The organism is Caldalkalibacillus thermarum (assembly GCF_014644735.1).
In the GTDB taxonomy this organism is placed as follows: Bacteria; Bacillota; Bacilli; order Caldalkalibacillales; family Caldalkalibacillaceae; genus Caldalkalibacillus; species Caldalkalibacillus thermarum.
This window is the reverse complement of the sequence record NZ_BMKZ01000057.1, coordinates 1-12601: the sequence shown is the minus strand read 5'-3', so window position 1 is coordinate 12601 and position 12601 is coordinate 1. Positions and strand designations below refer to the sequence as shown.

Below are 12601 nucleotides of genomic sequence, written 5' to 3'. Positions count from 1 at the left end.
TGTTGGCTTCCTAGTCAACTGAACCGTGGGACACACGGGGATCGCTTGGTCAATAAACGGCTGGTAGGCTGTTGTTCCCAAGAATCCCCCACCTCTAAGCGAAGCGTAGGTGGTGGGAGTGTTCAAAACCCCTTTGAACAGACACGTTTGGAAAAGGGCATGGTCCTTGCCATTGAGCCTTTCATTTCCACTGGCGATGAACTTGTCGAAGAGGCGGGAGATGGCTGGACGTTAGTTGCCCCACAGGGCAGCCTGGTAGCCCAATTTGAGCATACGATTGTGGTAACAGAGGAAGAACCGATTATCTTAACTGCATGGCCATAACTTCAGCTGATTTGGCCGACTTTTGTCAATGATCTATTATATAAAACTGTCCCGTATAAGTCATAAGGCAGGACAATGTCTGTCTTATGGCTTTTTTGATTTAGGTTAAGATGACTAGTAAAGGGACATAATTTTAAACGATTGCCAATTTTGCACGTGGATGTTATTTTGTTTTTAACTTAGTGTTCGTGTGTAGACTCCGTTTAAAAAACTGGGTATGATCCGCAAAGCCCAAGTGCGAATTCATAATTAATGGCGGAGGATTGGTTAGGGAGAGTGGATGGCGTGAACGACAGGAACCAAGCTGCTGAGCGATCGCCTGAATATCTGATTTTGTTTGACAGTCTGTGCCATATGTGCAGCAGGTTAGTCCAGTTTGTGCTCAAAAGAGATAAACAAGAAAAATTTTATTTTGCTCCGCTCCAATCGGAGATTGGCCAAACTATCCTAAAGGCCTATGGCCTTCCACCCCATGATTGGGACAGCTTTGTCTACCTGCGCAAAGGAAAATGTTTGTTGAAATCAACGGCTGCTTTGTATGTGTTGAAAGATCTGGGGGGTGTCTGGCAGTTGTTTTACCCGTTCAGCCTGGTCCCGAAGGTTATCCTTGATCCCGTTTATGATTGGGTTGCCCGCAACCGGTATGCCTGGTTTGGTCAAAGACAATCCTGCCTTCTGCCTGATAAACGGATGCGCCAACGCTTTCTGGAGTAAAAGGTGGTGGATCAGATGGCATCTAACAAGCTGCAGATCACTTATCGCAAACCGGGAAGGCTGCTAAATCCGGCCAGCGGGTATTTAACCGGTTACACCCATACGCTAAATCCCTATGCGGGATGTGCTTTTGCCTGTACTTATTGCTATGTCCGCCGGTTGCCGGTGGCATTGTTTCACCAAAAAGAATGGGGGACGTGGGTGGATGTGAAGGAAAACGCGCCCCACATGCTGGAAAAAGAATTGCGGCGCGCCAAGCAGAGGGGGAAGGTGACCATCTTTATGTCTTCCAGCACTGATCCGTATCAACCGCTTGAAGTACAAACCCAATTAAGCCGGAGTTTGTTGGAAGTGATGGCCAAGGACAAACCCGATTTTTTGTTTGTACAGACCAGAAGTCCACTCATCACAAGAGATATTGATCTTCTGCTGGAATTGAAAGACCGGCTGTGTGTCAGTATCACCATTGAAACGGATTTGGAGCAGGTACGCCAAACCCTCTCTCCAGCGGCCCCTCCTCTAGCTGCCAGAATGAAAACCCTAGCAAGGCTTAAGCAAGCGGGCCTTCCTGCACAAGCGGCTGTCTCTCCCCTTTTGCCTTTTTCCGAACAGTTTCCCCAGCTGTTAAAAGAAGTGGCAGACTGGGTTTGCCTGGATGATTTTTTCCGGGGAGACGGAGCGCAGGGAAAGCGCACCGAAAAGCTGGGCATCAAGTCCTTGTATCAGCAACTGGGTTATGAGGACTGGTATACGCCTGACAAGTTTACGGAGGTCTGCGCCCTCTTCCAGAAAGTGTTTGGTGAACACCGCGTCTTGATAAGCCAGCAAGGATTTATGCCCTTCCTAAGACAACCGTCATGATTTTGCGGAAAATATTATCACAAAGTATCAAATTTTGTTGTAATCAAAACATTTAAATCAGTTCAGTTATTTTGTATAATAGAGACAAGCCCAACATCACAACATCAAGGAGGAGAAGTCGTGAAACGGGAACAGTTGCTTGCACCGGAACAGTACAACATCACCCAAGAATTTGAATCTTACGCAGCAGACCCTCAGAAAGTGGCCATTCGCTGGCTGAACGACAAAGGGGACAAGCGGGAGATCACCTATCAAGAACTGCTCAAACAAGCCAACCGGCTGGCCAATGCCCTGGTCAAACAGGGTTTGCAAAAAGGGGACAAGGTGTTGGTGATGCTCCCCCGGATACCGGAAGCATATGTTACCTACATTGCTTGTTTAAAGGCTGGGTTAGTCGTCATTCCGAGTTCGGAGATGTTAAGGGCCAAAGATCTCAGTTACCGTATTAACCATGGGGAAGCAAAAGCCGTCATTGCTTACCAGGCCTGTGTGCCAGAGTTTGAGAAGATTGAGGAGCCCCTTCCGTCCTTGCAATATCAGTTCGTCGTGGGTGAAGCCCAAAGTAGTTGGTTGGCTATAGATACATTGGTTGAAAATGAAAGCGATTACTTTGAAACGGTGCCTACTCACCGTGACGATATGGCCTTTTTATCGTACACCTCGGGTACAACAGGGAATCCCAAAGGGGTTGTGCATGTTCATGGCTGGGGATACGTCCATTTACAGGTGGCAGCCAAACAATGGCTGGATATCAAAGAAAATGATGTGGTCTGGGCCACAGCAGGGCCGGGTTGGGCCAAATGGGTGTGGAGCCCGTTTCTGTCGGTGCTTGGCTTAGGGGCAACCGCTGTCGTTTATCATGGTCCGTTTGATCCAGCCCGTTACTTATCGATTATGGAAGAATACCAGGTGAATGTCTTGTGTTGCACACCGACTGAATACCGACTGATGGCCAAAGTGGATGGACTGGAACGCTATTCTTTAACCCACCTGCGCAGTGCTGTATCCGCAGGCGAGCCCCTTAACCGGGAAGTGATCGACACTTTTAGGCGCTATTTCAATGTGGACGTCCGGGACGGTTATGGCCAGACTGAAAACACCTTGCTCGTGGGTACGCTGAAAGGAATGGAGATTAAACCGGGTTCCATGGGTAAACCGACACCAGGCAACCGGGTGGAAATCATTAATGAGGATGGAGAACCTGTTGGAGTAGGAGAAGTAGGGGATATTGCGGTCCATCGGGATACGCCCGCTCTCTTTAAGGAATATTACAAAGATCCTGAACGGACCAAGGCAGCTTATCGGGGTGAATACTATCTGACAGGAGATCAGGCCCGCAAGGATGAAGACGGTTATTTCTGGTTTGAAGGGCGCAGCGACGACATTATTATTAGCTCTGGGTATACCATCGGTCCCTTTGAAGTGGAAGATGCGCTGGTTAAGCACCCGGCGGTGAGGGAGTGTGCTGTCGTCGCCAGCCCGGATGAGCTGCGCGGCCATGTGGTCAAAGCGTTTGTCGTATTGAAAAATCCCGAAGAGGCCAAAGATCCGACACTGGTAGAGCGGTTGCAGGAGCATGTCAAATCACTCACCGCTCCCTATAAATATCCTCGTAAAATTGAATTTGTCGATTCACTGCCCAAAACCACTTCAGGCAAGATCCGCCGGGTTGAACTGCGCCAGCGGGAAAAGGAACGCTTTGCAGCCCATTCTTGATCTGAGGTAGATATCATAACAGGTTATGCGGGGTGAACGTTTTGACGTTCCCCCTTTTTAAATGGGTGAAGTGATTTGACAGCAGTATCTGTTCTGAATTAAAATAGCTTTAACTCGAGATAATAAAGATGGAACCTACTGGAGGACCACGACGATGTCCAGCTCTGACAACGGCAACGGCCAAAAGAACAAAGAACGTTCACTACACTTGTTTGTTGTGCTTTCCCGGGCATACAAAACGTTGCTCGAACACGCCCAGCGTGATGTGAAAAGGCATGGTTTAAATTTAACTGAATTTGGCGTTTTGGAGTTGCTCTACCATAAAGGAGATCATCCTTTGCAACAAATTGGTGAAAAAATTCTGCTGGCCAGTGGCAGCATCACTTATGTCGTCGATAAGTTAGAGGAAAAAGGATACTTGGTGCGCAGGCCGTGCCCCAGGGACAGACGGGTCATGTATGCCACTTTAACCGATGCTGGCCGAGACCTGGTGGAGCGTATTTTCCCGGCTCATGCCAGCGCCATGCATGAAGCGATGGAGGGGATAAGCACAGATGAAAAAGAAGTTGTTATTGAACTGCTGAAGAAATTGGGGCACAGTGCGCGCCTGAAATTGTAAACGTTGCGTCCTTATCTTAGAATAATATCTCGAATTAAAACTATATGAAACCTAAATATCTATGGTTTGAAACGGTTTTTGATGGGGAACTCTAAACTTGAAGGTGATTTCAACCCATCATGTCATGTTTTTACGACCTGGGAACAAGCTTTTAAAAGCTTAAAAATAAATTTTCCAAAGGAGTGCTGCGAAATGGCAAACATTTTGATCCCTTATTACAGCGCCTACGGGCATATTTTTAAAATGGCCCAGGCAGTGGCTGAAGGTGCCAAAAAAGTGGAAGGCACTGAGGTCAAGCTGGTGCGCATCCCTGAGTTTGATGTGGTGAAAGAGGCAATGTCAGGACAGGATGCCTATGTCCAGGCCCAAAAAGCACAACAAGACATCCCTGAAGCGACCCATGACGATCTCGTTTGGGCGGATGGCATCATCTGGGGGATTCCCACCCGCTATGGGTCCATGCCAGCTCAAATAAAGCAGTTTTTGGACTCAGCAGGACAGTTGTGGTTAAACGGCTCGTTGGAAGGAAAGCCCACGGCCATCTTTACCAGCTCTGGCTCGATTCATGGCGGACAGGAAACGACCGTGATCACCTCCCTTGTTCCTCTGTTGCATTTCGGCATGATTTTTGTTGGTCTTCCTTATGGAGAGAATCCTGAGCAATTGACCACTGATGGTATTGGCGGTTCTCCTTACGGTGCCTCCACCGTGGCAGGTCCAGACGGGTCGGCACAGCCTGACGACAGGGATCTGACCATGGCTTCCCGTTTGGGAGAGCGCCTGGCTAAGATTGCAAAAGCCTTGAAAAACTAACACACTCCTTGAAAAGAACCGCAGTAGGCTGAACAGGTTAAGGTAACAGAACGAAAGACCGAGGCTTTGGCCCAGCATGGAGCCGTTGTGTCTCGGTCTTTTTTGTTATTAATACTCTGCTTTTAACTGTTTTAATTAACTTTGTATCCATCCCACACACCTCCAAGTGAAATACGGTTGTGTCACAAGACCTCCCTTTTCAGCAGGGAGGTCTGGACGTTTACACCTCAAGATTGTCATAAATGACATCCCGGCGGAACTTGTCAATAAATCGGTTGGGATACTCACTGGGAAGTTTGCTGACCTCGTCCAAGGCTTTAAAGTGTTCAGCGCTTAATCTCCAGCCGGTGCTGCCCAGGTTTTCCTCCAATTGCTCCGGTGTACGGGCACCGAAAATAGGGGATGTGATACCTTCTTTGCACAACAGCCAGTTCAGGGCAACTTGGGCCGGGGTTTTACCCAGCTCATCGGCAATGCTTTTCACTTTATCCAGGATCTTAAAGTTACGGTCTGTTGCTTTACGCTCCCACATGTACTCTCCGGTTGAGGAATTGTTGAAGCGGCCAAAATTCGGCTTTTCCTTTGACCGGGGATATTTTCCCGTTAAGAAGCCGCCGGCCAGAGGCGCCCAGGGGATCACACCCACTTCTTCCTCCAGGCAGAGGGATAGCACTTCACGGTCCATCTCCCGATTGACCAGACTGTACTGGGGCTGAATGGAGATAAAGCGCACATAGTTGTTGAAATCGCTGTAGGCCAGTGCTTTCATCAGCTGCCAGGCCAAAAAATTGGAGCAGCCGATATAACGGACTTTTCCGGATGAGACCAGGTCATCCAGGGTGCGCAGGGTTTCCTCAATGGGTGTCAGATGGTCCCACACATGCAGCTGGTACAGATCAATGTAGTCAGTCCCTAAGCGGCGCAAGCTTTGCTCAACGCCGTCCATGATCCGTTTGCGTGCATAGCCGGCGTCGTTAGGATGAGGGCCTACTTTCATGCGCACCTTCGTGGCCACAATCACTTCTGAGCGGCGGCCCTTGATCGCCTGGCCGACAATTTCCTCGGAACGCCCTTCAGCATAAACGTCAGCCGTATCAATGAAGTTTCCCCCGGCATCAAGGAACTGATGAATCATCCGGATGGCTGTCTCTTTATCCGTCTCACGGCCAAAAGTCATTGTTCCCAGGCATAATTCGGAAACGAACAAACCGCTTCTGCCTAACCGGCGATATTTCATGAGCACTGCACTCCTTTGTGTGTGTTAGTTTTTCTGCTTGTCTCTAAGGCTTTATGCTGTAAACACAGCGATCACACTGCCCCCGATGCCGCCTAAAATGACAACCAGCCAAGGAGGGGCTTTCCAAAAGACAATCAAGCCAAAGGAGATTAAAGTCAGAGCAAAGTCAGCCACTGAAGTAACCGTGTTGGTCCACAGGGGATGATACAAAGCAGCCAATAAGATGCCAACAACAGCGGCATTAATGCCATTCAGGGCCCCTTGAATTTTGGGATGGCGGCGCAAGAGATCCCAAAAGGGAAGGGCACCGATCACCAAGAAGAATGACGGAAGGAAGATCGCCACCGTGGCCAGTAATGCCCCACTCCAGCCGTTCACGAGTGCTCCGATATAGGCGGCAAAGGTAAACAACGGACCAGGAATGGCCTGAGCGGCACCGTAACCGGCCAGAAACGCTTCCTGACTCACCCAGCCTAGAGCCACTACTTCCCGCTCCAACAAAGGCAGGACAACATGGCCCCCGCCAAAGACCAGTGACCCGACCCGGTAAAAAGTGTCTGCCATGGCCAGCCACTGGACAGGAAACAAGTGGCGCAACAAGGGCAACAAGAGCAGAAGGCCAAAAAATAAGCCCAAGCTCATGATGGCCCAACGGCCCCTGATAGAAATATTCAGCCCCTCGGCTTTGGTTACCTCCTTAGATTTGAACAGCAACAGGCCAATGACGCCGCCGGCCAGAATGACCACGATTTGGTTTAGCGCTAATGGCCACAGTAAAATGACGATGGCCGCCAATATGGCAATCGAGGCTCTCTGCCGGTCTGGAGCCAGGCTTCTGCCCATGCCTAAAAGGGCATGGGCGACAATGGCTAAGGCGGCAATTTTCAACCCATGAATCCACCCGGCTGAGGTCAGGTCTAAACCTTGTAACACGAAAGCAAATAAAGCCATCAAGATAACCGATGGCAAGGTGAAGCCAATCCATGCCGCCAAAGCACCCCAAAATCCAGCCCGGATCAGGCCGATGCCAATGCCCACTTGGCTGCTGGCCGGGCCCGGCAAAAATTGGCACAGGGCGACCAGATCGGCATATGTACGGTCATCCAGCCACTGGCGCCGCTTGATGTATTCCTCCCGAAAGAAACCCAGATGGGCAACAGGACCGCCAAAAGACGTTAAGCCCAGTTTGGTGGAAACGGATAACACTTCCCAGGCTGAGCCTTTTGATTTGGCTTCCGGTTGTGGAGACGTTTCATGTTCCAATCAGACTCCCCCCATCCATTCGAGTGCCTTTATTTGTATCTTAACACAGATGCAAATAATTGGGTCTTAGCTTTTCAAGGATATGTTGATTGTACATCTTCTGTAAAAAACCACAATAAATTAGTCATAACGGCCTAATTTATTGTGGTTTGTTATATCTAGAAAGAACAGATACTGGCTTTATTGACGACAACCCCATGGGGATCAGGTTTAAGCTGTTCAAAGCTGTAATGGGGGTATTGTTCAGCTAACAACTGGGCGAGATGATGGCTTTCACCCATTGGGCAAAACCAGATAATGGACGGTCCAGCACCGCTTAATGCTGCCCCGTAAGCTGGAAAGCGATCCTGAGACTGCAATATGGATGCAAGTTCCGGAATTAACCGGGTGCGATAAGGATGATGGAAGAGGTCCCGTCTCATCATTTTTCCTGCTGTCTGCCAGTCGTTGCTGAGCAGAGCTGCCACAAGAACATTGCTGATGCTGCTCGCTTTGACAGCTTCATTGAAGGGCAGATCCTCTGGAAGGATATTCCGGGCTTGCTTAGTTAACAATTGATGGTTGGGAACCATAAGCACCATCTCCACTGAAGGAGCTTCGCATCTGACTACATCGGTCCACTCTTGACAATGGCTGCCAATGACCAGACCTCCAAACAGGGAAGCGGAAACATTATCCGGATGTCCTTCGATGAGGGCGGCTAAGCGTAATTTCTGCTGCTGGGTTAAACCGATCTCCAGGACTTGGTTGGCCAGTTCAATGGCAGCCACAATGGCAGCAGCGCTGCTCCCCAGCCCCTTGGCTAAAGGGATGGTGCTCCGCATGGCCACGTGGCAGGGAGGGAGCAAGTGTCCATGCTGCCTAGCTACTTTTTGAGCCACCTGGTAGATCAGGTTGTCCTCAAGGGGCGGCAGATCCTGTAACTCTCCTTGGCCTGTAAACGACCACTTATTGCCGGGGGTGACGATCAGCTCCAAGTAGCGGTTGACAGCCAGGCCGATGGAGTCAAAGCCTGGCCCCAAATTGGCGGTGCTCCCAGGGACACGGATCATAAAGGAAGCTTCACCCATTCAACGGACACCTTCCTTAAGCTCGTTTAACAGGGCCTGTTTGTCATTGGGGATGACAGCGGGTTGAATTTGAACGACTTCCATGGCCGTGTTGGGATCTTTCAGGCCGTTGCCGGTCAACACACAGACAATGCGGCTGCCTTCCTTAATTTGTCCTGTTTCAAGCTGTTTTTTGACCCCGGCTAAAGAAGCACAAGATGCCGGTTCGGCAAACAAACCTTCTTCCTGTGCCAAAAGACGGTAAGCCTCCAGAATCTCTGCATCGCTTACCATGTCAATTTGACCGCCCGATTCTTGGGCCGCTGCCACCGCAGTTTTCCAGCTGGCCGGGTTGCCAATACGGATGGCAGTGGCAATGGTTTCAGGATATTCAATGACCCGGTTTTTAACAATCGCTGCGGCCCCCTCTGCTTCAAACCCTCGCATTTCGGGCAGTCCCGTGTGATGGTGGCGGTGATATTCCTTAAACCCTTTCCAGTAGGCGCTGATATTGCCAGCATTGCCCACCGGGATAGCCAAAATGTCCGGCGCTTGCCCCAGCGTATCGCAGATTTCGAAGGCAGCTGTTTTCTGCCCTTCTATCCGGTAGGGATTCACTGAGTTGACCAGCGTAAGCGGTTCTTGTTCCGCAATCTCCCGCACCATGGCCAGCGCCTGATCAAAATTGCCCTCAATAGCATAAATCTCAGCACCGTACATGACGGCCTGAGCCAGCTTGCCCAGTGCGATTTTTCCTTGTGGAATGACAATGACGCAGCGCAATTTGGCCCGGGCAGCATAAGCAGCTGCTGAAGCAGAGGTATTACCAGTGGAAGCGCAAATAATGGCTTCGCTCCCTTCTTCTTTGGCCTTGGCTACTGCCAGTACCATGCCTCTGTCTTTGAACGACCCAGTGGGATTGGCTCCTTCCAGTTTCACGTACAGATCCACATTCCAGCGCTCTGACAGTGTTTCTAAACGGATCAGGGGCGTATTGCCCTCATTGAGTGACAAACGGGGGGTTTTGTCAGTGACGGGTAAGTAAGGAGCATAATGGTCTAATAGTCCTTTCCAGTTCATCCTTATCACTCTCCTTCCACACGGTAGCGGCTCTTGATGGCTTGAATCACATCCATCTTGGCCAATGCCCGGCACACATCATCAAAGGCTTTTTTGTTCGTTTGATGGGTCATGACCACCACTTCCGCCAACCCTGCTTCCTTAAGGGGAAGTTGCAGGATCCGCTCCAGGCTGACGCCGTGCTCAGAAAACAGGGAGGTGATTCTGGCAAAGGCACCGGTTTTATCTTTCAGATGCAGGCGCAAGAAGTATTTGGAGAAAATTTCCTCATCTTTTTTGAGCTGTTTGTCATACAGGGGAGCCACCATGCTGCGCCCGCTGACCCCCAAGCGCATGTGTTTAACAACAGTCACTAAATCGGAGACGACGGCTGTGGCGGTCGGCAGCTGACCAGCACCCGGACCGTAAAACATGGTCTCACCCACGCTCTCACCATATACGTAAACTGCATTATATTCATTGCTCACTGCAGCCAGGGGATGATCATGGGGTAACAGGGCAGGCTGGACACTGACCTCAATGCGCCCCTCATCCCGCTGGGCAATACCGATCAATTTCATCGTGTAGCCTAATTTGGAACAGTAAGCGATATCTTCGGCCGTCACCTGGGAGATCCCTTGTACGGACACATCATCCAGCTCCACATTGGTTAAAAAGCCGAGTGTGCTTAAGATGGCCATTTTTCGGGCAGCGTCCCAACCTTCCACATCAGCAGAAGGATCGGCTTCTGCATAACCCAGTTCTTGTGCTTCACGGAGGGCATCTTCATAGGTTGCACCTTCTTTACTCATTTTGGTCAGGATATAATTGGTTGTGCCGTTGACAATCCCCATGATTTTGACAATGCGGTCAGAGGCCAGGCCCTCGACCAAACTGCGAATTATGGGAATGCCTCCGGCCACGCTGGCTTCATAATACAAGTCACAACCATTGTTTTGGGCAGCTTGTAAAAGTTCTGCCCCGTGCAGGGCAATCAAGTCCTTATTGGCGGTGACCACATGCTTTTTGTGACGCAAGGCGTCAAGCACATATTGCCTGGTCTGTTCGATCCCTCCCATGACTTCCACGATCACATCAATCTCCGGATCAAAGAGGACTTCCTCGGCGTGGAGGGTTAACTGAGACGGGTCTAACTGAACATCCCGCTCTTTTTCCAAATGTTGCACCAGCGCTTTCTTGATGTGAATGGCACAGCCTGTTTGATGTTGAAGCTCTTCCTGATGGTCTTTAATAATGCGGGCCACACCGCAACCGACAGTCCCTAACCCTAGTAATCCAACCGAAACAACGTTCTTCATTTCTCTACCACTCCCATGTGTTTATGCAAAGAGAACAATTGTCTATATATAGTGGACATTATAGTGCTGATCGTGGATTTTGGCAAGAGGTTTCGGTAAAAAATTTTATTTTTTCAAGACATTTGTTAAGCGATGGGGGGATTAGGGGAAACTGTAATATAAGCGCAGAGCCCGCCTTGTCAAAGACGGGCTCTTGTTCCGGGACGGGCTAGCGCAAGCTGTTTAGCATACCGAGTACGATCAGGAACACCACGAAACCAATCAACACATACTTCAGAATTTGCCTCCGTTTATGGCTTTTTTGCCAGCGCCGGGGGTCAAAGCGGATCTGAGGGGGGGCACCAACAGGGGAAGGAGCCGGGTCATTTAGCACAGTAAAATATTTCATTTGCCCCTTGAACACAAGCGGTCCAAAGGCCAGGCCGCTTAAAAATCCAAACAGGTGGGCATACAAGTTGACACCAGGCATGACAATCGTGTAAAACAAACCTATAACCAGTATGGTGGTGACGATTTGACTGGAGGCGGGATCTATCAGGTCTTTGCGGAACAGCACCATGTACAGGTACAAACCTAACAGACCGTATAAAGCACCAGAAGCTCCCAAGTGGGCGTAATAGTCTGGACCGAATAAAAAAGTGCCTACGTTGCCCGCTACCCCCGTCGCCAGGTATAAGCCGATAAATTTCCAGCGGCCAAGCAGCCGTTCCATGGCGGGGGCGAAAATAATCAGGGCAAAGCTGTTAAACAAAAAATGCATTAAACGATAATGCAGAAAAATGGGAGTGACCAGGCGCCAATATTCCCCCATGGCAATGGCCAGGTTTTGTCCCACTCCGTAATAGCGGATCATGTCGCCGATACCTGGGAAGCGGATCAAGACGAATAGCACGGTATTAATGGCTATTAAAGCGGTCACCACTGGGTAGTAACGGATAAATTGCTGGAAACTTTCCGTGCGTATAAACACGGGGTTCACCTCACAATGTCAGGACTGCTTTTTTTATCATAAATTATCCGAGAAGACCCCCACTTCTAAACGAAGTGTAAGTGGGGGATGAATCAGGCACAAACATATATTCCCTATATGAACTGGAAGTGATAAGATTAAGGTTAGGAGGGNATGCCTGTTCAGCGTTGCTAACTCAACTCAAGAAAGAACGAGAGTGGCTGAAAGAACCGGATGCCACAGCCTTGCAAACAGAGTTGCGACACTTGGATGACGCATTCAAACGGTTCTTCCGGGAGAAAAAAGGCTACCCCCGTTTTAAAAGCCGTAAAAACCCGGTACAATCCTATACCTCTAAAAACAACAACGGCTCCATTGCCATCCAAGGCAACCGGATTCGTCTGCCTAAACTGGATTGGGTTAAATTGGCCAAGTCCCGTGAAGTGGAAGGGCGTATCCTTTCCGCCACCATTCGGAAAAATCCATCGGGCAAATACTTTGTGTCGGTGCTGTCGGTGCTGGTGGAAACAGAGATTCAACCGTTGACTCCTTGTGACAGCAAGGTAGGCGTTGATCTCGGTGTCAAAGATTTTGCAACCCTTTCCACAGGGGAAGTCATTCCCAATCCCAAGTATTTGCGAAGGTATGAGCAAAAGCTGATTCGCTGGCAACGGAAAC

The 12601-nt window shown here is 49.7% G+C and carries 12 protein-coding genes and 1 pseudogene; 7 read left to right on the top strand and 6 right to left on the bottom strand.

Annotated elements, in window-relative coordinates:
• The 6 genes from IEW48_RS15170 to wrbA all read left to right on the top strand — a co-directional run.
• The coding region (locus IEW48_RS15170; protein ID WP_188624503.1) for a M24 family metallopeptidase at nt 1-324 on the top strand (324 nt) is incomplete at its 5' end.
• Nucleotides 325-609: 285 nt separating this feature from the next.
• Nucleotides 610-1038, top strand: a complete 429-nt coding sequence (locus tag IEW48_RS15165) for a thiol-disulfide oxidoreductase DCC family protein (RefSeq protein WP_007503788.1) — start codon at nt 610-612, stop codon at nt 1036-1038.
• Between the two features lie 15 nt (nt 1039-1053).
• Nucleotides 1054-1899 (top strand): SPL family radical SAM protein, encoded by an 846-nt coding sequence (locus IEW48_RS15160; protein WP_188624502.1) that lies wholly within the window; start codon nt 1054-1056, stop codon nt 1897-1899.
• 120 nt (nt 1900-2019) lie between these two features.
• On the top strand, nt 2020-3615 hold the full coding sequence (mbcS, locus tag IEW48_RS15155; protein WP_188624501.1) for an acyl-CoA synthetase MbcS: 1596 nt from the start codon (nt 2020-2022) through the stop codon (nt 3613-3615).
• A 154-nt stretch (nt 3616-3769) separates the two neighbouring features.
• Nucleotides 3770-4234 carry a MarR family winged helix-turn-helix transcriptional regulator gene (locus tag IEW48_RS15150; protein ID WP_188624500.1) on the top strand — a complete coding sequence of 155 codons (465 nt, stop codon included), beginning with the start codon at nt 3770-3772 and terminating at the stop codon, nt 4232-4234.
• 192 nt (nt 4235-4426) lie between these two features.
• Nucleotides 4427-5047, top strand: a complete 621-nt coding sequence (wrbA, locus tag IEW48_RS15145) for an NAD(P)H:quinone oxidoreductase (protein ID WP_188624499.1) — start codon at nt 4427-4429, stop codon at nt 5045-5047.
• Nucleotides 5048-5267: 220 nt separating this feature from the next.
• Here the strand turns inward: wrbA and IEW48_RS15140 are convergent, their stop codons facing one another.
• The 6 genes from IEW48_RS15140 to IEW48_RS15115 form a co-directional block, all read right to left on the bottom strand.
• On the bottom strand, nt 5268-6284 hold the full coding sequence (locus IEW48_RS15140) for an aldo/keto reductase (RefSeq protein WP_188624498.1): 1017 nt from the start codon (nt 6282-6284) through the stop codon (nt 5268-5270).
• A gap of 51 nt (nt 6285-6335) precedes the next feature.
• On the bottom strand, nt 6336-7547 hold the full coding sequence (locus IEW48_RS15135) for a chromate transporter (protein ID WP_188624497.1): 1212 nt from the start codon (nt 7545-7547) through the stop codon (nt 6336-6338).
• Nucleotides 7548-7705: 158 nt separating this feature from the next.
• Nucleotides 7706-8617 (bottom strand): homoserine kinase, encoded by a 912-nt coding sequence (gene thrB / locus IEW48_RS15130; protein WP_188624496.1) that lies wholly within the window; start codon nt 8615-8617, stop codon nt 7706-7708.
• Nucleotides 8618-9676: a threonine synthase gene (gene thrC, locus IEW48_RS15125; RefSeq protein ID WP_188624495.1), complete on the bottom strand. Its 1059-nt coding sequence runs from the start codon at nt 9674-9676 to the stop codon at nt 8618-8620.
• Nucleotides 9677-9681: 5 nt separating this feature from the next.
• The gene (locus IEW48_RS15120; protein ID WP_188624494.1) at nt 9682-10974 is read right to left on the bottom strand and encodes a homoserine dehydrogenase; all 1293 of its coding nucleotides are present in this window, start codon (nt 10972-10974) and stop codon (nt 9682-9684) included.
• A 208-nt stretch (nt 10975-11182) separates the two neighbouring features.
• A complete protein-coding gene (locus IEW48_RS15115) occupies nt 11183-11944 on the bottom strand; it encodes a rhomboid family intramembrane serine protease (RefSeq protein ID WP_188624493.1) in 762 nt (253 codons plus the stop codon).
• Nucleotides 11945-12102: 158 nt separating this feature from the next.
• Here IEW48_RS15115 and IEW48_RS15110 point away from each other — a divergent pair.
• Nucleotides 12103-12601, top strand: a pseudogene (locus tag IEW48_RS15110) (RNA-guided endonuclease TnpB family protein); the annotation flags it as partial.

Excerpts from the sequence above, each read along its gene's own strand:
- wrbA (WP_188624499.1), top strand. The coding sequence starts at position 4,427 with ATGGCAAACATTTTGATCCCTTATTACAGCGCCTACGGGCATATTTTT.
- thrC (WP_188624495.1), bottom strand. The coding sequence starts at position 9,676 with ATGAACTGGAAAGGACTATTAGACCATTATGCTCCTTACTTACCCGTC.
- IEW48_RS15120 (WP_188624494.1), bottom strand. The coding sequence starts at position 10,974 with ATGAAGAACGTTGTTTCGGTTGGATTACTAGGGTTAGGGACTGTCGGT.
- thrB (WP_188624496.1), bottom strand. The coding sequence starts at position 8,617 with ATGGGTGAAGCTTCCTTTATGATCCGTGTCCCTGGGAGCACCGCCAAT.
- IEW48_RS15160 (WP_188624502.1), top strand. The coding sequence starts at position 1,054 with ATGGCATCTAACAAGCTGCAGATCACTTATCGCAAACCGGGAAGGCTG.
- IEW48_RS15150 (WP_188624500.1), top strand. The coding sequence starts at position 3,770 with ATGTCCAGCTCTGACAACGGCAACGGCCAAAAGAACAAAGAACGTTCA.
- IEW48_RS15140 (WP_188624498.1), bottom strand. The coding sequence starts at position 6,284 with ATGAAATATCGCCGGTTAGGCAGAAGCGGTTTGTTCGTTTCCGAATTA.